Origin of the sequence: Paenibacillus sp. MBLB1832 (assembly GCF_032271945.1) — a bacterium.
GTDB lineage: Bacteria > Bacillota > Bacilli > Paenibacillales > NBRC-103111 > Paenibacillus_E > Paenibacillus_E roseopurpureus.
Genome location: NZ_CP130319.1, coordinates 220,626 through 241,268, shown reverse-complemented (window position 1 = coordinate 241,268; position 20,643 = coordinate 220,626). Strand labels below are relative to the sequence as shown.

General features: G+C 49.5%; 16 protein-coding genes. All 16 read right to left on the bottom strand.

Going from position 1 to position 20,643, the window contains the following annotated elements:
• Window positions 1-186: 186 nt before the first annotated feature.
• Complete coding sequence (locus MJB10_RS01065) at window positions 187-3,468, bottom strand: collagen binding domain-containing protein (protein WP_314800720.1); 3,282 nt, start codon at window positions 3,466-3,468, stop codon at window positions 187-189.
• Window positions 3,469-3,595: 127 nt separating this feature from the next.
• The gene (locus MJB10_RS01060) at window positions 3,596-4,333 is read right to left on the bottom strand and encodes a class D sortase (RefSeq protein WP_314800717.1); all 738 of its coding nucleotides are present in this window, start codon (window positions 4,331-4,333) and stop codon (window positions 3,596-3,598) included.
• A gap of 78 nt (window positions 4,334-4,411) precedes the next feature.
• On the bottom strand, window positions 4,412-6,904 hold the full coding sequence (gene spoIIE, locus MJB10_RS01055; RefSeq protein WP_314800714.1) for a stage II sporulation protein E: 2,493 nt from the start codon (window positions 6,902-6,904) through the stop codon (window positions 4,412-4,414).
• Window positions 6,905-7,212: 308 nt separating this feature from the next.
• Window positions 7,213-7,812 carry a S1 domain-containing RNA-binding protein gene (locus tag MJB10_RS01050; RefSeq protein WP_314800712.1) on the bottom strand — a complete coding sequence of 200 codons (600 nt, stop codon included), beginning with the start codon at window positions 7,810-7,812 and terminating at the stop codon, window positions 7,213-7,215.
• A 108-nt stretch (window positions 7,813-7,920) separates the two neighbouring features.
• Window positions 7,921-8,244 carry an FtsB family cell division protein gene (locus tag MJB10_RS01045; protein ID WP_314800709.1) on the bottom strand — a complete coding sequence of 108 codons (324 nt, stop codon included), beginning with the start codon at window positions 8,242-8,244 and terminating at the stop codon, window positions 7,921-7,923.
• A gap of 15 nt (window positions 8,245-8,259) precedes the next feature.
• Window positions 8,260-8,835, bottom strand: coding sequence for a spore cortex biosynthesis protein YabQ (gene yabQ / locus MJB10_RS01040; protein WP_314800707.1), 576 nt, complete (start codon window positions 8,833-8,835; stop codon window positions 8,260-8,262).
• Window positions 8,832-9,116, bottom strand: a complete 285-nt coding sequence (gene yabP / locus MJB10_RS01035) for a sporulation protein YabP (RefSeq protein ID WP_314800704.1) — start codon at window positions 9,114-9,116, stop codon at window positions 8,832-8,834. The genes yabQ and yabP overlap by 4 nt, the downstream gene beginning before the upstream one ends.
• A 138-nt stretch (window positions 9,117-9,254) precedes the next feature.
• Window positions 9,255-9,518, bottom strand: a complete 264-nt coding sequence (locus MJB10_RS01030) for an RNA-binding S4 domain-containing protein (protein ID WP_314800702.1) — start codon at window positions 9,516-9,518, stop codon at window positions 9,255-9,257.
• On the bottom strand, window positions 9,518-9,790 hold the full coding sequence (locus MJB10_RS01025) for an HU family DNA-binding protein (RefSeq protein ID WP_028557378.1): 273 nt from the start codon (window positions 9,788-9,790) through the stop codon (window positions 9,518-9,520). Before MJB10_RS01025 ends, MJB10_RS01030 begins: the two co-directional genes overlap by 1 nt.
• Before the next feature lie 119 nt (window positions 9,791-9,909).
• Complete coding sequence (locus MJB10_RS01020; RefSeq protein ID WP_314800699.1) at window positions 9,910-11,436, bottom strand: bifunctional methyltransferase/pyrophosphohydrolase YabN; 1,527 nt, start codon at window positions 11,434-11,436, stop codon at window positions 9,910-9,912.
• 520 nt (window positions 11,437-11,956) lie between these two features.
• Window positions 11,957-13,729, bottom strand: a complete 1,773-nt coding sequence (locus MJB10_RS01015) for a putative polysaccharide biosynthesis protein (protein ID WP_314800696.1) — start codon at window positions 13,727-13,729, stop codon at window positions 11,957-11,959.
• 103 nt (window positions 13,730-13,832) lie between these two features.
• Entirely contained in the window at window positions 13,833-14,375 is a 543-nt protein-coding gene (spoVT, locus tag MJB10_RS01010; protein WP_314800695.1) for a stage V sporulation protein T, read from the bottom strand.
• 243 nt (window positions 14,376-14,618) lie between these two features.
• Window positions 14,619-15,704, bottom strand: a complete 1,086-nt coding sequence (locus MJB10_RS01005; RefSeq protein WP_314800692.1) for a peptidylprolyl isomerase — start codon at window positions 15,702-15,704, stop codon at window positions 14,619-14,621.
• Entirely contained in the window at window positions 15,691-19,212 is a 3,522-nt protein-coding gene (mfd, locus tag MJB10_RS01000) for a transcription-repair coupling factor (RefSeq protein WP_314800690.1), read from the bottom strand. Before mfd ends, MJB10_RS01005 begins: the two co-directional genes overlap by 14 nt.
• A 73-nt stretch (window positions 19,213-19,285) precedes the next feature.
• The gene (locus MJB10_RS00995; RefSeq protein WP_056617980.1) at window positions 19,286-19,513 is read right to left on the bottom strand and encodes an anti-sigma-F factor Fin family protein; all 228 of its coding nucleotides are present in this window, start codon (window positions 19,511-19,513) and stop codon (window positions 19,286-19,288) included.
• Window positions 19,514-19,627: 114 nt separating this feature from the next.
• Entirely contained in the window at window positions 19,628-20,188 is a 561-nt protein-coding gene (pth, locus tag MJB10_RS00990) for an aminoacyl-tRNA hydrolase (RefSeq protein ID WP_314800685.1), read from the bottom strand.
• Window positions 20,189-20,643: the final 455 nt, after the last annotated feature.

Genomic DNA, 20,643 nt, shown 5'->3' with positions numbered 1-20,643 from the left:
GATTATGTGCCTCCCCAGGACGGTAGCCGAATAAATTCGCTCTCTAGTAGCTCTCATTCCTAGTTTTTCCATTTGAAAGAAAGTCTAATCAACAGGGCGCACAAAGTTGGACGTCTATATGAGGAAAGAGGAAAAGAAGCAGGCCCACTTCCCCCGCTTCTTCTCCTGTACATAATCGTTTTGCTTTTAGCGCTTTCTGCGTACCTTACGGCCTGCCATGATACCGAACAGAACGAGAGCGACGCCCGAGAGTTTGATATACAAATGACTGGATTCACCTGTCACTGGCAGCGTTGCCGGTTCCACGGACGGGACAGGCGGCACAGGCGTCGATCCTGGATCTGTTGGTTTTGGTGAAGGAACCGTTACAACTGGCGGTGTCGGTTTAGGACTTGGCGTTACGGATGGGCTCGGCGTTGGTGATGATGGCGGTGGTGTCGGCGATGACGATGGCGGCGGTGTTGGTGTCGGTGTGGACGACGGCGGTGGTGTCGGTGTAGACGATGGTGGTGGCGTCGTCGTTTTGGAGTTTGTGTACGTCAACCGTTTGTTCTCCGCAGGTTGCAAAGTGAATGGATGATCCGCTGCATCCAGGATATACCCCGAAGGCGCTGTGATTTCCTTAATCACATAATCACCCGCAAGCAGACCCTGGAAGATCGCAATACCTGAGGCATTGGTCGTTTGCGTTTGAATTAAATCCCGCGATTCCCTTGATACGCGGTACAGATTATAGGTAGCACCAGCGAGCGGCTGCTCCCTGTTCGATGCATCGATTTTCATCACTTGCAATGAACCGCGGACACCGGTGCCCGTACCAGAGCCCGTTGTTACACCAACGACGATTTCTTGCGAGGTTTCTTTCGTGATCGTCGTCACATTTTTGCCGCTGAAGCTCACGGCGTTGTTTACCGTATCTCCATTTCCTGCATGGATAAGAGATTGATACTCCAAGATATAGGCCGCCGAGATCGGACTTAGGAATTTCAACAAGAACGTCTGCTGTCCTTGCTGATTCGTTTGAATCGTCACGGTATAGCCAGTGCCTTTCACTAATTCAACATCTCTGACCAAGTCACCATTCGTCCCCACCGTAGTTGCATACAAATGAAAGGAATCAGGTAACAACTCTTGGTTACTAGAAGGGTGGTCATACACCTCCGCCTCCGTCAGCGTCGATTGCCCTCGATTGATCGTTATGTTCCAATTGATTTTATCGCCGTTCTGGGAGCCGTTCTTGATGAGGTATTCGCCGCCATGCGGGATAGCAACACTTGCATAGAGATCACTAGATACTTGGGACTCTCCGTTGGTTAGTTTGGCCGTATTCGCAACCGACGAAGGGATGATCTGATCTTTTAGACTTGTTTGGAAAATAACGATATAGCCGTCTTGGATGGGCTGATTGAATGTTACAAACGGCTTGCTTGGATCGTCTTCGTTCACTGTATACTCAGATGCAGCTACAGCCGCACCCTGAGAAGGCGAACCGTTCGGAGCTATCGTCATGTGGTAAACGGCAACAGATCCCTTAATCAGTTTCTGATTGGATTCCAATACATCCACAAGAGCAGCATGAGCAAGTGATTTCCCTCGATAGTTGATACCTACGGTCCATGTTAGCGTCGGATCCTTGCCCCTCCATTCAAAAGAACCGAATTTGTAGCCGTTCTGTTGAAGTTCTGCATTCGGATAGTAAGCCGCACCTGCTTCCGCAGTATATTTAGTATCCATAAACAAAAACTCTAATTTCGCATGATTGAAGAAGGCTGACATACCGCCAGGCGGGATCCAATCCAAATTGAACGTGGTCTGATAGACGATGACGACAGGTTCATTCAGCTCATGTGTAAAATGGAGAATAAAGCCATCTTTAGCATCGACGCTAGGATCGATCGTAAAGTCAGTGACTGGTAGAAGCGTAACACCTACTTTCGTTTTTACAACGAGAGAAGTTGAGTTGAATTGTAGCCCTTTGTTTGGGAACGTATCCGTCAGCACGATATTGGTCATGAATTGGCTATCGCCGTTTATTTCGATTTTCCAAGCGATCGTTCTCGTTTGGTAATCGACAGAATCAACCAGTGCATCTTTAACAAGAGCACGTTGCGAAATCGTTCTGATCGCCGTTTCTGTCTGATTCCCCGTTGTTACCTTGTTCTCGATAACGGCATCTTGAAGAATCGGGGTTTTCGCCTGAATTTGATAAACGATTCGATACGCGGATGAAATGTCATGGTTGAATTGCAGTTTAAAGCCATTAGCACCCTCCAACGGTGTTACCGTGTACTCCCCAGGCGACACAGTTGCGCCTACAATTTCATGACCTGACACATCAAAGGTAACCGCTTGGACTTGCAGCGATCCCGGCACGAGTTCATGCGTAGTATTGAAAGTATCAATGAGATACGCTGCAGATTGAGGGATCGTGACTTCTCCGCCATTATAATGGATCGCCCACTCTATCCGCTGGGTAGCCGCTATATAGTCGGTCGATTCCTTCCAGACCAATTTTCCACGCCCTACTTCCACCGTCGACTTAGCCTGAATACCTTCTTTATTGCTGCCTCCAAACGTTGCCGTATTCGTAAAAGTCGTCCTCGCCATATCCGTAATCGCAGTCGAATAGTGGATACGATATGCGCTGGTAATCGGGCTGCTGGTGAAATGCACCGTCAGCACGCCGCCATCCGAGCTCACCGTATACTCGCTCGGATCCAATTGTGCCCCCTGTACAGACGTGCCATCCAATTGCATCTGCAGATGATACACACTGACAGCTGCTGGAGCTGGAGCCGTTAACCCTGCTGGGATCGGGTCGGTTACAACCGCTTGCTGAACCTCATCCAGCTTTTGATTCACATCAACGGTCCAAGAAATCGACTTCGGATTATAGCCCTCTGGCACCCCTGATTTGCTTATGGTCGAGGTGACCCATGGCCTCAGTTTGAAGCTAAAGACCTGATCTCCACTTCGTATCGGAATCACAATGGTCTGCTCCGTGCTGCCATTCAGTCGACTGGTGCTGATTTGCGTGAGAAAACTAAGCGTTCCCTGCAAATTGTCATGGGATTCAATGAAGCTATTGAAGGTGATGACCACGCGATGCGTGTCTTTATTGGCCACGAACGTCCCTGCCGGACCATTGTCTGTTGTCGTGAGCGGCCCGCTGACATTGTTAAATAACACAAACTCCTGCGGAAGTATGAAACTAAATGTATCACCCGCATGATAACCATGCCCATTCGGCAACGACCAAGTGTAATCCAGTTTCACCTTGCCATCCTGGTCATACACATTGCCAGTCACAACGGCATCATGGCTGTCGTAAACCGCCATCGTGACACTATCTAGGATGTTGCCCGAAATTTCTGTTGCATTTACCGTACTAGACAGAGTAAAACCGTAAAGACACTGCATAAACATAAATAGTGCAATAAGCATTGCGTTCGACTGCCGCTTCGCCATCTTCATTAATCCTCCGTTTCAGTTGTGTGGATTTCATTCAGTCCCCTCATGAATGCGCCTTCACATACTTTATGATACATATTGTATCATTTTGGACATCAGAACATACTGCTTTTATGAAATATTCTTATTCCACTAATTTCCCTTTCACAATTAAGCGGTGCGTCGGATCGACCATAGGATCGCATGTAATGAGCGTAATCTCTCTGTCCGTATTATTGCCGCGCAAAACCCACACATCTGTAGGCAGAACATCCTGCTTTTCCACGACCTTATACACAAATAACGCCTTGCCTGTATCCACTTCAATTCTATCACCAAGTTCGACCTCATCTAAGCGATTAAAATTTTTACCATACGTTAAATTCCGATGCCCAGCTATTGCATAATTCCCTATTTCCCCCGCTTTCCCAGTACCCACGATGCTGGCGATCGATATTTTCATATGTTCCAGTGTCGCGTCTGTCAGAATAGGCAGCTTCAGATCAATTTTTTCAATATTGAGAATCCCCTCCATATTTTTCAGCTTCACAGGTGCAGGCTTCGGCGTCGCTGCCGTCTTCACGACTGGCAAGGGCGAACTGCTTAACTGAGCATCTGGACGTGGCGCTATCACGGGTGTCGCTGTCGCCGCCATCCCACTTGTTTCGAATGAGCTGGCCACTCCGCCATCCGCTGCCCCAGCCCCCTCCACGACTTCCGTTCCATCGCCATCCTCATTCCCCTCCATCGCATCCATACTGACTTGCCACATCTTCAAAATCTTGTGCTGCTGATACGTCTCGTACCGATCATTTAACGTTGGATATAGAAACAGAAAGATTCCCGTCAGGACCAAGAAGGGGGCAACCACTCTCCTCAACATTGAAATGTACCTACCTTTCTCATATTCAAAAAATGAAAGCCACACCAGCACATGAGCCAGAGTGGCTTCCCTGTTTATTTAGCTGACCGTCTTCGGACGCTCCATACGGGTAATGCCTGGCCAACGGAACGTTGCCCATTCTGGCTGCCGCTTCTCGACACGTGCCACGATGACCGTCATATCATCCTGGATTTCCCCCAAATGATGGCGGAAGATCCGCTCCAATAAGCAGTCCGCAAAATCTTGCGGCAGCGTCGTATCAATCTCTTGAATCATCCGCTTCATCCACATCTCCTTGTTCACGGCGTGACCAGGCGCATCATAAATGCCATCGGTCATCATCACCAGGATGTCGCCCGATTGAAGGGGGATGGACACCAGATCCACATCGATTTCGTTTAAAATGCCCACAGGCAAATTGTTCGCCGAGATCGCGATGACCTCGTTACCGCGCTTGATGAAGCTTGGCGTGGAGCCAATCTTCATAAACGTCGTGTTCGCGTTGTACATATCGATAAGCGCCATATCAACCGTCGCATACATCTCGTCAGATGAACGCAGCATCAACACCGAGTTCAGCGACTTGATCGCGAGCTTCTCATCCATACCTGACTGCAGCAGCTGCTGCAGGATGCTCAAGGCCGTCTCGCTCTCCGCCCGAGCGCGCTCGCCATTGCCCATGCCGTCGCTCAGCGCAACGGCATACTTGCCATTGCCCAGCTCCACTGTGGCGTAGCTGTCGCCCGAGAAGAGGTCGCCGCCTTTGGCTGCGCCGGCGACCCCGGTGTCCACCACGTATTCCTTGGCGGAGCCGAATACGACCGTGCTGTAGCCCTCGCCGCGCGTATGCATCTCCTCCCGCATCACGGCGACGTTCTCGCCGATGATTTCGCTGAGGAGCGGCGCGATGATTTTACGGCATTCATCGAATCCCTTCGTGTATTGATGAATAATTTCGATCTCGATATTTCCTTCATCTAAGGAAATAACATCAATCGTGTGGATGGACAGGCCCAGCTCCTCCAACGCATTGCGAATTTGTTCCTCCTGCAGGAACAACTCCTGCCCCTCTCGTTTAATTTCTTTCGCCAAGTCCTCCATCACTTGCGAAACGCCAGAAAGCTGATCGGCCACGAGATGCCGGCTATCCAGGATCTGCTTTTTCCAATGCATATCGTTCTTATATAAACTATACTGATGCTTCATCACATCTAGCACTTGTTCCGTGCGAATGCACACTTTTTTCCACTCAGGTTGAATCTGTTTCTTCGTCATCGTCTCCTTCGACTCAATCTGGGTCATCATTTCCGTCATATAGCTATACGTCTGATAAAATTTCTGATCCCAGCATTGGCTCTTCTTCCAACAGGACTCACAGGTTTGCTGGGTAACGGCATTCATGAAATGCCCGACTTCCTCCTCCTTGCGGCTCGCCGCATCTTCGTTCGTTAACTGCTTAAAGCTGCGCGCCAGCTGCCGAAATACCTCCGAGAACTGTTCCACGCGACCAGCGGTGACATCCCGCACTCTTTTGGCATAGTCCTGCTGGGATTTCAAATTCTCTTGCGTCCCAGGCACATATTTCGCCAGCATGAGAATCAGGCTCCTTGGCGTGAGGAGGAACAGCGTGACCGCCGCGAGCGACTCCCACGCAGAATGGATCACATCGACACTCGATCCCATATAGAAAGAGAGAATGGATGACCCTAGCAGCATCCCAAAGGCGACCATCATACGATTCCCCTCCCTCAGTAAGCCTGCGAGCATACCTGAGAACGCTAATAAACTCATTTGGTAGATCGCATTGCTATTCGCCAAGCTGAGGATCAATCCCGTCACCACACCGACCGATGCTCCGAATGGCGCTCCCCCAACCAAGGCAAACAATAAGATCAAATAGCGCGATAACACATGCTCCACGGTCACTGGACCGATAATCCATCCAACCGTCCCCGTCATCACCGATGCCAGAAGAATAATTAAACAAATAATTTCCTCATGCTTTAGATGGTAGTTTTTGCGTGTGAGGGTGAACACAGGTATCGCTTGTATGAAAATGAGCGTCAGCACCAGACTGAGCAGCGCCTCTACCGTTATCATCATCAGGGAGTACCACGTAAGGTTGGACACAACGAGCTCAGCGAACAGCTGTACCAGGAAGGTCGAGCTGAAGACCAGAAGCGGCGCCAACGATAACTCGGATCGTTCATACTTTTCCAGCGCCTTCTGGATGAGCAAGAATACGATAATCTCTGTGACCAAATACCCCGTATTCCCATTTACAGCTAACATGCTTCCCGCGAAGGCCGCAACGCCGACCCAATGCAGAATATCCTTCCTCGTAAAATAAATAACCGCAATAAAGGCCAGCGCAAAGGGGGACAGCTGTTCCAGAATCATCGCGCGACCTAGCAAGAAGCCCATGACGATCAGCAGCAAGGACCACTTCTTAGCAACAAAAGCTTGAACCCATCGATTCTCCACAGCTGCACTGTGAACGCCTACTTTCGCTTTCTGCCAAATACCCGACCACCCGCTACCGATCAACGTGCTTAAGCTTCGTCTTTGCATATTCTCGAACACCATCCATTTCTTCCCTTATTTGTTTCTCTAGTATAGAGACAATCTAGCAGAAAGTTTGTCAGAATGAGTTGCTAGATTCAAAGAAATTTCCGACATGTCCCGAATCCTTTGTCAACAGGCCTCAGCCCTTGCCTACTCTCGCTTTCTTATATTGAAAACGTTTCCAAAAGTCTGAATACCTCGAACTTTCGCCCTGCGTATGCGGGAGATACCCGTAACTCCATGTCGATTGATTTGGCGCGTAAATGAGAAAAACCACACCCGCCTCAGCGAATGTGGTTCATCATCTGCATCTATTAGTCTCTTCTTCCGCCTCGGCCACCGCGTTTGGACTCGGTGTTCTTCTTCAAGGACGAAATCCGCTCTTCACTATCTTTAAGGAAACGAGATACTTTATCTTCGAACGAAAACGGTCTTGCTCCGCCTTGCTGCTTGTTAAAGCCGCCGCGACCACCACCGCCGCCGCCACGATTGAAGCCACCGCCGCCGCTTGGACGACCGCCGCCACCACCGAAACCACCGCTAGGAGGACCACTACGTTCTCCGCCACCACTCGGACGACCACCTTGGTAACCGCCGCTTGGACGATCTCCGCTAGGGCGACCTTGATAGCTGCTGCCACCTGTACGTTCAGGACGAGCTGGTCTTTCCTCAACTGGCTTGTCAATCGTTTGCTTGATCGACAGTCCGATCTTGCCATCCTTGTCCACGTTAATTACTTTGACCGTTACCTTGTCTTCCAGCTTCAAGTGGTCATTAACGTCCTTCACATAATTGTCCGCGATCTCCGAAATGTGAACAAGACCGGTAACTCCTTCAGCAAGCTCGACGAATGCTCCAAAGTGAGTAATCCCCGTCACTCTTCCCTCTAACTTGGTGCCAACTTCAATTGCCATAAAGTAAAATGTTCCTCCCTTAAAATGTTGAAAACACTGGCTACGCCGATTATAACCGATGCAGAAACCACGGTCAACACGGCATTCGCCACTTTCTCGTTCCGTATGTTATTGCGACTTCGAGCCACTCAAAGGTGTCTCTCCCGATTTGCTGTAGTGATAATCCCGGCGAATAATCTGAGATACATATTCATCGTTATGCAGCCTTGCGACTTCCTTCGTCAGATCGGCATTTACTTTCTTCGACTCGACAAGCTGCTGCTCCATGTTCGCTACGACACTCTGCTTCTCGTGCAGCTTGGCGAACTGATCCCAAATGTTAACAGAAGCCCAGCTCATAAAACATAAGACGCCGATGAAAAGGAAACGCAGTCTTCGCTTCGAGCCTACCCGGCTGCTGCGCTTGGTTGATACGGTTGCTTGAGCCTGCATGAATAGGAATTCCTCCTACTTCGAGAATATCCTGTGATACAGCGCTACGATTCGCCCTATCAGCTTCTTCAGCCAGCTAGGGATTACCAAGTACTTATGCACAGGTTTAGTCATCCAGAGGAATAATTTCCACAAAGGATGTAGCAATTGTAGCACAATTTTGTAAAGGAATATAGCTACAGCAAGCAAAAAGCCTAAAATTATCACCGTTAGACGATATAAGGCAATAATCGGTTTAATGATTAGTATTTCGACAGTCTTCTTAAGGAAGCGGTAAATTGCCACAATGATGCGAATCAGGACCAGCGTAAGCTTGATCACCCAACTGCTCAGGAAAGCGAAATAGAAGCAAATGCCGATACCGATACCGAGGAAAATAAACATACGTACTTGTCCTTCATTGCTATAAATGAGGATCTTGAACACGAGGATTGTCGCCACAATCCAATAAATACCGTCTACAATCGGGATGGCCCATCGCGGTAATCGCAGCTTGCCAGAGAGCACACGGAACACATCAAAGATGGCCCCTATGCTGACTCCGCTTAGGAACATCATGAAAATCGTATGGAACTGAACGTGAAGCGTCACTTGAACAGCTTACCTAGGAACCCTTTGGATTTCTCCTGGGTGTTCCCGTCCACGTAGGCTAATTCATGAATAATACCTTCAATGGCGACTAATCCTTGCTCCAAGCTCAAATTCTTGATGTGCAAATTCTGCCCCTTGATCATCAAGTAGCCCATTTCTGTTTCCAGGAGGAATTCTTCGCTATCAAAGCTTTCAACATTCAAAACTCCGGATATCTCCAAGAGTTTGCGATTCAGCATTTTGATTTCTTGTCGCTTGTTGTTCTTTACGGGTTCGATCATGGCCTGTACCCCTCCTTCATCTATCATTATGATATGGGAGGATGTTCTGTCTTAGAACTGGGGCTTGACCTTTTTCCTATGAAAAAATAGCCTGAAATCCCCTCTGCAGGAATCCCAGACTATTTTCACAGATATGCTTTATTCGGATTGGAAAGGCTCTTCCTTCAACAGTGTAAACATCTTGGCCGCATCTTCCTTACGGGTCGACTCGGACAGAAGTTCCACGCGAATGGTTACCTTCTTTTGACCGAACTGGATCGCCAGCTCATCGCCGACTTTCACTTGCGTACTCGCTTTAGCGTCTCTACCGTTGATCCATACGCGCCCTTGATCGGACACATCCTTCGCAACCGTGCGACGTTTGATCAGTCGAGATACCTTGAGAAATTTATCGATCCGCATTATTTTACAGCGTCTTTAAGCTTGTTGCCAGCTTTAAAAGCAGGAACGTTGGATTCTGCGATTTCGATTGGGTTACCTGTTTGCGGGTTACGACCCGTACGGCCAGAACGTTTGCGAGTTTCGAAAGTACCGAAACCAATCAATTGTACTTTATCTCCGGATGAAAGAGCGTCTGTCACTTCACCTAGGAATCCGTTTAGAACAACTTCTACATCTTTCTTAGTAAGTCCGCTTTTTTCTGCAATGTTGTTGATTAGATCCGTTTTGTTCATGTGGTTATTTACCTCCCAAAATGTTTGAAGATCAACTCTTCTATGTACCAATTGTGGTTACATTTCATGATTTTTCCTTGCAACAAGTCTAGTATTCTGCTTTTTTCGGCAAAATCCTTCTAAGTAAGATCAAGTTTTGTAACTTTTTTTGCTTCCTGCCAATAAAATTCCATCTCTGATAACTCAGTCTGTTCAAAAGATTGCCCTCTTAAACGTAGTTGTTCCTCCATATACGTAAATCTCTGAATAAATTTGCGATTTGTGTGCGATAGTGCTTCTTCGGGGTCTATTTTCAGAAATCTAGCAACATTGACGATAGAGAAAAGGACATCCCCCAGCTCATCGCGGCGATTTTGATTATCCTCTTGGGCTGGATTCGCTATCGCTTCACGAAGTTCAGCGAACTCCTCTTCCACTTTCGCTAGTACATCCGACAACTCCGTCCAATCAAAACCGACTGTCGCCGCTTTCTTCTGCAGCTTAATCGCCTTCATAAGTCCTGGCAGCTCACGCGGAATGCCATCTAGGACGGATTGCTTTGTGACGTCGATGCCCTTCTTGCGCTTCTCCTCCGCCTTAATCGCATTCCAGTTCACCAGCGCTTCGTCTGCATCCTCTACGGCCTTTTCCCCGAATACGTGCGGATGTCGGCGAATTAGCTTCTCATTCAAGGTCGCAATGACATCGTACACCGTGAAGGTGCCGACCTCTTCTTCCATTTGGGCATGCAGCATCACTTGCAGGAGCAGATCGCCAAGCTCCTCGCACATATGCTCTGGATCATCCTCATCGATCGTCTCAAGCACCTCGTAGGCTTCTTCGATGAGATTTTTGCGCAGACTTTCGTGCGTCTGCTCTTGATCCCATGGGCAGCCACCTGGGCTGCGAAGGGTTTGAATAATCTCATGCAATCGGCCAAATGTGCGATTAAACGGCTCTTCCTGCTCGCTGCGCGGAACCCACACCAGAGATAGATTGCCGTAGCCCTTCACATGGTCCAGCTCATGAAGCGGTACTTCGATGATCTGCTCTTGCCCCGCAACACCTAGTGCATGACCGACCACGACGCGGTATTCATCCGGATAGGATTCCATGAGACTGATTTTAAGATCAGAAGCTGTATACGTGTCATACACTTGGCCGATCACCGTATGCATCAAGGGATTCAATGTGTAGCGATTCAGACTCGTGGCATCCAGCAGCTGGAAGCCTTCGATGGGGTCGAAGCCAAAGCGTAGGAAAGCTTGGTCTAAGAAGCTCTCGCCGCCTGTGATCTGGAGCTCGATTCCTTCGGAAGGGCAGCGTTGTTTTAATAGCTGCACCGTGTACTCAGCAACCATAGGATGGCCTGGCACGGCGTATAGCACTTCCGCTGTATGGCTTTTCGCGGTTGAGATAAGTTCTTCTGCGATGGATTCGTAGACGCCCTCGAATGAGGCGTGGGACACATAGTTAGCATCAAACGTCTCGTAGGGGATCGCATTGTTATCTAGTAATTGAACCATTGGGTGATCCTTTGTCCGCAGGAATAGCTCCGTTTCCGACTTTGCTGCTTGCTGGAGCTTTTTCCAGACGCCTAACGTTAATTGATCTTCATCTCCTGTCCCGAGTCCGAGGACAGTAATACGCGGTTGGCTTGATGACATGGGATGGCACCTCCTGATTGATGGTTATAGGCCGACTATCTCGGGTACGCGCAGGCCTTCTGGGCGAGAGTTAGGCGGAAAAACCGACTATCTCGGGTACACGCAGGCCTTCTGGGCGAGAGTTAGGCGGAAAAGCCGACTATCCCGACTACGCGCAGGCCTTCCGGGCGAGAGTTAGGCGGAAAAGCCGACTATCTCGACTACGCGCAGGCCTTCCAGGCGAGAGTTAGGCGGAAAAGTCGACTATCTCGACTACGCGCAGGCCTTCCGGGCGAGAGTTAGGCGGAAAAGCCGACTATCTCAGGTACACGCAGGCCTTCTGGGCGAGAGTTAGGCGGAAAAGCCGAATATCTCGACTACGCGCAGGCCTTCCGGGCGAGAGTTAGGCGGAAAAGCCGAATATCTCGACTACGCGCAGGCCTTCCGAGCGAGAGTTAGGCGGAAAAGCCGAATATCTCGACTACGCGCAGGCCTTCCGGGCCAGAGAGTTAGGCGGAAATAGCGGCACGTGAAACAGCCGCTACTCGGGATCGGCAGGGCCGCGCGGAGCCCTCCGCGGCCCGAGCTTCGCCAGGACCGGCGCCAACTTCCGGTCCAGCTCCGGCATCAGCCGCAGCTCGTCGCGGCTGATGCCCCCGCTGCGCAGCAGCGCCAGCCCGTAGACGGCCGCGCCGCCGGCTACGCCAATGATGGCGATGGCGCTCGCGCCCCATCGCTCAGGCACGTGCCATGCCGCGCTAGCGAGCATGGCCAGCCCTTGCAGCGCTGCGAGGCCGCCGCCCATCAGTCCCACGCCCAGCGCGGGACTGACGGCGTACGGCCGCAGCGCGAAGCGCACCCCGGTGCAGCGGCGCAGCTGCACCAGATTCAGCCCCGCCGCAGCGGCGTAGGCGATCACCGCGCTAAGTGCGGCGCCGTCGATGCCCCAGCGGGGCATCAGCCACACGTTGCCAAGTGCTTTCAGCACGATGGCAACGAGCAGGGCATTCGCCGGCGTGCGGATCGCGCCGGCGCCTTGGAGAACGCTGGCCGTGACCGCGTTCAATGTACTAAACAAGGCCGTGAAAGCCAACACGGCCATGGTCCAGCTCGCCTCGGCGTTCGTATAAAGCATGACGTTGATGGGCACTGCCGCGAACGCCAGCCCAAACGAGGCGCCTAGACCAATCTGCCACGCGAGTCGGATCGACATTTCCGCGCGGAAATCAATGCTGCCGCTCTGGCCTCTCGCCTTGGCCTCGGCAATCGCAGGCACAATGGCCGCCGACATCGTAGAAGCGATCATCACAACGAGCTGTACGAGCGGTAGCCCGCGATTGTACAAACCGAATTGGCGCATCGCCTCCAGCTCGCTGCCTAGTGTGGCTTTCAAGAGACGCGGCATTGTGAACGTATCCACAATCGTCAATAAAGGAACGACGATCGCACCAAGGCACACTGGAATCGCATACAAGGTAATCCTCTTCACCCACGCCCAGGAGGATAGCTCTCTATCCCCCGTTCGCTCCTCCTCCTCGCCTAACTCTCCCTCAGCTCCTACCTCTCGTTCTTCGACGACCTTCCCTCGCTCTTCCCGCAGCGACTTGCGCCAATACACGGCCATTACAATCAATCCTGCACCCGCTCCCGTGACAGAACCGAAGGTGGCACCCGCAGCAATCCACGCCTCATCGTAAGCAAGCGCAACTAAATATAATAAGAGCGCGACCATCGTAATCACGCGAATGAACTGCTCAATGACTTGGGAGACGGCCGTCGGCACCATATTCTGATACCCTTGGAAATATCCGCGGAGGACAGCCAGCAACGGAGATAACAGCAAAGCGAAGGATACACTTCGGATCGCTGTCACCGTTTGCGGAATCCCCATCCAACCAGCGAGAGTTTCAGCACCCAGATATAGCAGTAGAAACAGCGCCACACCCGCCAGCATCAATACACCAGTCGAAATATACACGATTCGCCTCGCGCCTTGATGATCCCCTGCCACGACGCGCTCGCTAACAAACTTTGCTACCGCTACGGGAAACCCCGCTGTAGCCGCAAATAAGATCAAAATATAGAGCGGATAAACCGCATTATAAATACCAAAAGCCACGTCCCCCGCTACATTTTGCAGCGGAATCTTCTGTAACGTTCCTAACAGCTTTGAAATGACAGTAGCCGCGCCTAGCCATGCAGCACCCTTTAATAGCTTATCCCCCTGCTTGCCTGCAAATCCTGGCTTCTCGGGCGGAACTGCCCTCTCCTCACCGATGACCCCCATGGCCAGACTCCTCTTCCCCGACATCATAACTATCTTCGTATTATAACGAAATCTGCCTCGACAAACAAAAAAGCTTCGCTTACAGATGGTCGCCATCTTCGTAAGGAAGCCTCGGTTTGGGTTTATGTGTTCATTGCTCCATCTGCTTGGCCAGAAAGCCTGCTGCTGTCTCGACCATTTTCACTTCCATATTCCCCATCTTCACGTTCTCGTCTTTCGAAATCAGGATGACTGAGCCAATCGGATCGCCTCCTGCTACAATTGGCGCTGCGACGAAGGATGTGAACGTTTCATTTGCGTCTTTAATGATTTCAAATTGCCCTGAGTTGCTTTCAATTACCGCTTTGCGATTCTCCATACAGCTCTCAATTATAGACCCAACGGATTTCTCTAAATAATCCTTCTTAGAGCCTCCAGCCATGGCAATGATGGAATCACGATCTGAGATTAAGGCGACATGGTTCGTGCTTTCAAATAACGACTCGGCATATTCTTTCGCGAAATCACCGAGCTCTCCAATCGGTGAATATTTCTTCAGAATCACTTCTCCATCACGATCAACGAAAATCTCCAAAGGGTCACCTTCACGAATGCGTAGGGTGCGCCGTATTTCCTTGGGGATTACAACTCTCCCTAAATCATCTATCCGACGGACAATTCCAGTTGCTTTCATACCTCTAGATGCCTCACTTTCCGCTTTCGAATTAGATACGACACGAGCATGAAACCTTGTATGCTAGATCGGGATTTGGTGGGAACTTGAAATCTATCCATAGTATTCTTCACTTCCCAATCTTCTATGCAGTCGCCTTACGTAGCCATTTACTTTATTTAGCTCTGCATCCTGCTGCGCTTATCTTGTCCAAAATTGAGAAATAAAAACAGGATACCCGTCATTGGGTATCCTGGTAAGTTCTTACTTCGCCGCAGGGCTTGCAGCAGGACTTGCTGCTGGACTAGCCGCTGGAGCTGGGCTTGCTTCTGCTTTTGGCAGATTGTTCGTTTCAATCAACTTCGGATATTCGTTTTCTGCGAACTCAGACAACGATTTCTCGGCAAGCTGAGATTTAATTTGTGTTTTGAGCGTATCATCCAATTGCTTCGTGCTTCTGGATTCTACCTTCATGATGTGGTAACCAAAAGACGTTTCAACAGGATCGCTGATTTTGTTAATTGGAAGTGTGCTTGCTGCATCCTTGAATTCAGGCACCCATTGATTGATATCTGCATCTTTATACGTACCGCCAGCTTCTTTCGACCCTGGGTCATCCGAGAACTCTTTTGCAAGCGCCGCGAAATCGCCGCCAGCATCTAGCTTCGCTTTCACATCTTTCGCACGTTTCAAAGCTTCATCTTTCGTACGAAGATCTGCTTGCGTTGCTGAGTCTTTCAGCGCCACAAGAATGTGGCTTACTGTTGCTACATCGAATGCGTGTGCTGCTGCTTGTTCTTTATAAGCATCTTGAACCGCTTTATCTGTGATTTTGCTTTCCATGCTGCCCATCGTGTAGAAGCTTAATTTCATCAAGCTCTCGATATCTTTAAGCTCGATGCTATTGTCTTTCAATTGCTTATCCATGCCGCCTTCTTGCTTGCCGAAGTAATCCGTGATTGCTTTCATTTGCTCGGTCACTTGCTTATCCGCATCGGCTTTCACTTTATCATCCGCTTTCGCTGCAAGCACACGGAACGTCACCATTTGCTTCAACATATCTTGTTGGAACGCAGGATCAGTCAAGTATTGAGCCAATTGCGGGGAGAACATTTTATTAACGTTAATGAATGAATTAAACTCGGCGCGTGTAATTTTGCCGCCTTCTTTGTACGTCGCGATAATATCAGTTGGATTGCCTGTCGCAGCCGCTGAAGCGGATGGCGAGGATGTTGCGTCCTTCTTGCTTCCGCATGCACTGAGCACGGAGAAGGCAAGGACGACTGTCACCAAACCTATAACCCATTTTTTCGAAGAAAGTCGTTGTTTGCTAGTTTCACTTGGCAACATCCTGTAATTCCCCTTTCGTTTTCAAAACATCCTTATATTGTACCAAGAATTTCTCCAATAATTCGATGGAGGCTTCCGGCTTCAAGCCTTTAACGCGGATAACAATTAAGAGCTGCGGATCTGCGTTCAATTTGATACGACCATCAAAGCCTTTGGATAAAGCAAGTAGCTTCTGACCATCCAGTCTGCCATTCTGGTCGATATGCACCTTGATTAGGTAATCCTCCCCTTTTTGGCTGATCGTTTCAATGCGGTATTCCGAACCGTATGCTTTCAAACGAGCCACTGTCAGTAGGTTGAACACGGCCTGCGGCAGGTCGCCGAAACGGTCGACGAGCTCATCATGCAAATCCGCGGCTTCTTCCAGCGTACGAATGGCGGCCACTTTTTTGTAAATTTCAATTTTCTGCATGCTGTCATAGATGTAGTCAGATGGCAGATAGGCATCCAATTGGATGTCGATCGACGTATGCCAATCTGGTTCTGGCCGCGCCGTATCTCCGTCTATTTCCAGCTTCAGCTTCGCAATTTCTTCCGCAAGCATTTGCGAGTATAAATCAAAACCGACAGAAGCAATAAAACCGTGCTGTTCAGCACCAAGCAAGTTACCTGCGCCACGAATCGACAAGTCCCTCATCGCAATTTTAAAGCCTGAGCCAAGTTCTGTAAACTCTTTAATCGCCTGAAGCCGTTTCTCCGCCACTTCTGTCAGCACTTTATCGCGCTGATACGTGAAATAAGCATAAGCAACACGGTTCGATCGGCCAACACGACCACGCAGCTGGTACAGCTGGGAAAGCCCCATTTTATCCGCGTCATGCACAATTAAGGTATTCACGTTGGGGATATCGACACCCGTCTCAATAATGCTTGTCGAAACCAGGACATCATACTCGCCGTCTAAGAAATCGAGAATTGTCTTTTCCAGTTCCTGCTCACCCATCTGACCATGGGCCACGGTGACACGGGCATCGGGAATCATCATGGAGATTTGATCCGCAATTTGCGTAATGCCTTGTACACGATTGTATAGGTAATACACTTGGCCCTCACGCGCCAATTCGCGCTCAATCGCCTCTCTCACCAAGGTTGGCCCGTATTCAACCACGTACGTCTGTACAGGGAAACGGTTCTCTGGCGGCGTCTCAATGACCGATAAATCTCGCACACCCAACATGGACATATGCAGCGTTCTCGGAATCGGGGTCGCCGTCAACGTAAGCACGTCCACATTCGTCTTGAGCCGCTTCAGCTTTTCTTTGTGGGACACGCCGAAACGCTGCTCCTCGTCCACGATCAGTAGGCCGAGATCCTTGAACTGGACATCCTGCGACAAGAGGCGGTGCGTCCCGATTACAACATCCACGGTACCCTTCTTGACGCCTTTCATGACCTCCGTCTGTTCCTTCTTGGAACGGAAACGGCTTAGTACCTTCACGTTAAACGGATACCCCGAGAAGCGCTCACGGAACGTTTCGTAGTGCTGCTGCGCCAGAATCGTCGTCGGAACGAGCACAGCAACCTGTTTGCCGTCAATCGCAGCCTTGAAGGCAGCGCGAACAGCAACTTCGGTCTTCCCATAGCCCACGTCACCGCAGAGCAAACGGTCCATCGGACGCTCTTTCTCCATGTCCTTCTTGATCTCTTCAATAGCGCGCAGCTGGTCTCTCGTTTCATCGTAAGGAAACATCGCTTCGAATTCATTCTGGTACGAGCTGTCTTTACCGAAGCCATACCCTTTCGCAGCTTGACGCTCAGCATACAGCTTAATCAGCTCATCAGCGATATCCTTGACGGACGCGCGGGCCTTGCTCTTCACACGTGCCCAATCAGCGCCGCCGAGTTTATAGACTTTCGGTTCCTTCTCTTCAGAGCCGACATATTTCTGAATCAAATCAATCTGATCAATAGGCACAGACAGCTTATCGCCGCCTGCATACATAATGTGCAGATAATCCTTATGAATCCCGCCAACCTCTAAAGTGCCGATGCCTACATATTTACCGATCCCGTGATTCACGTGGACAACGTAGTCGCCGACTTTTAGCTCTTGATAGCTCTTAATCCGCTCCGCGTTCTCCAGCTTCTTCTCCACTTTACGTGCTTTGCGCTGCTTCTGAGTAAAGATCTCGCCTTCCGTAATGACGACCAGATGAATGGACGGCATCTCGAAGCCCGTCTGCAAGTTTCCGTCGACAATCTCCGGCACTTCGATCTGATAATCGCTTAAGACGCGGCGCACCCGTTCCGCACGCTCTTCGCCATTGGCGAGAAGGATGACTTTGCTGCCATTCTTCTTCCAGCGTTCCATTTCCGCTTTGAGTAAATTCATCTGCCCGTGGAAATTTTGCATCACACGGCATACGAAATTCACGATGTTTTGCGGCTGAATGCCCGCGACTTGACGCAGGAACAAGGACATGTACAGCGTTGGAAAAGGTCTGCGATGCAGCAAGGTTTCGTACGTTTTGGACAGCACAAAAGCCGGCAAGCTCTTCCCCTCAGTTAATGCATGCATCATCCATTCGGCTTCATCGCGTTCCAACTGCTTCGCCGTTTCTAACAAGCGAGCAGGCTCGTCGATGATAAGAATCGAATCCTTGGGCATGTAATCAATGAGCGTCTGTCTTTCCGTATAAAGGAGAGAAATATATTTATAAATGCCAGGGAATGTCTGCCCTTCGCGCAAGCGCTCGATGTCGTGGCCGATGCCTTCAAGCAGCTTGTCTTTCGCTGAACGTTCGGTCATCTTAGCCAGCTGCGCTTGCAGAAGTTCATGCGCGTGCTGCGCTGCTGATTGTAACCGCTTTCTATCGGCTTGAATCTCACGGCACGGAGTGATCGTCACCGACGTTAATTTGTCAATTGACCGCTGGTCACTTACATCGAAAGTTCGAATAGAGTCCACTTCAATATCAAAAAGCTCAATACGTATCGCATTCTCCGACGTCAATGGATACAGATCCAAAATACCGCCGCGAACACTCATCTCGCCTTTCGTCTCTACGCGCTCAACTCGCTCGTAGCCCAGGCTCGATAAGGAAGCTAACAGCTCGTCTAGCTGCACCGAGTCTCCGACGTTAATCGTGACACGCGATTCCTCAAACACCTGCTTGATCGGCAGCAATCTTCTCACACCCGCGAAAGGCGCGATGACGACGCCCCGGTATCCGCCAGCAAGCTTGGTTAATACATCAATCCGCTGCGCCAGCATTTCTGGGCTCGACGCCGCCTCTTCAATCGTAAGAAGTTCTTGTGCCGGATAGAGCAGCACTTCCTCGGGCGATAAGCATTCCAGCAGATCTTCTGCGATCTTCTGAGCAGCGAACATATTGTGGGTAACAACAAAAAGCGGACGCTCCAAATCCCGCACAAGTGAGGCCAGCATAATTTGCCTGGAGGAGCCCGTCAAACCAGCAATGAGCTGCTCTTTCATCTCGGACTTGATGCCTGTCACGATCGTTTGAAAGTCAGTATCCGCAGAAAAAGCTCCAATTAAAGCTTGCAAACAAGTACACTCCCCTCACAAAAAGAAGCCTCGGCACACTTGCCTCGGCTATTAACTCTTATACGCATGATAATTATTGCAACGGACTGGCTAGCAGGGATAATTCCGGGTTCGCTTCTAGCGCCTCATGGCAATAGTCGCAAACAACTCTAACCGTAACATCTCCATTCGTGTTATACGATATTATATCTCTACGCTCATCAGGGGTCAAGAAATGGAAGCCTAACTGCTGCTCCGTAATCGCGCGCTGATTAATTTCCCCGACAAAGGTATGACAATGCCTGCAAATATACTTGATCATATGTATGCCTCCTTCGACAATTCGATTACATCCTAGTATGACCATTCTTCGGAGAAATTAGCCGAATCTGCCATTGTCATTTCGAATAGGATAGCTACATATGATCAATTACTGCTATTTATTAAACTTGGCCATCGTCTTCTCGAACGATTCTTTCAAGCAGAATTCCATCGCATCGCAAGTGAGATCCAGCACATCATTCATCGACTTCATCTCTTCTTTGGAAAAGTTGGACAGCACATAATCGGCAATATTGTAGCCAGGGGCTGGTCGATTCACGCCAATGCGAATGCGATTAAAAATTTGCGTTCCGCCATGCTGAATAATCGATTTAATTCCGTTATGACCGCCAGGACTGCCCTGGTAGCGCAGACGAATCTGCCCATAGGAGGTATCCATATCGTCATACACGATCACCACATCTTCAATTTTCGCTTTATAAAAGTCAAGGAACGCACGCATTGATTCTCCCGACAGGTTCATATAAGTCATCGGTTTCAACAAGTAAACTTTCGTGCCTTCCACGTTCCCTTCGGCAAGCAATCCCTTGCCCTTGCTTTGGAAAGAGGTGATCCCCCATCTAGCCGCGAAGCGGTCAATCGCCATGAATCCGACGTTATGCCGGTTCATTTCATATTGCTTGCCCGGATTTCCGAGTCCGATAAAACATTTCATAATCTTCAATATCCCCCTATCTGAACCTTACAACATTAAAAAAATTATGATCCCATTGTGAAAAAACCTTTGCGGAACCCGCTTCTAACAGTTATTGTTAAAATGAAAAGTTTTTATGATTATCTTCCCCGATTTATCCATTCCATAAGCTGTAGGTGATAAAAGAACGATGTATCTTCATGGACAACAGCTCACCCAAGATGATCATTTCCAAGATCATGTCGATGCGGACGTACCCGTCCAAGTATACTATCAAAATTCACACAAGGATATAGGCTATGTCGAGATGTATAACCGCCATTTTGTTAAAATAAATCAAACATTTTATAGCCGCAAGACACATACGTTTATCTCTCGCCCAGGATATTAAGCGCTTACATTTGTGTTACGCAAATAAACCCTTGAGAAAGGGATATTGCCACAGACAGCTCTGTGCTGCGTGCCGCGTTCCCCTT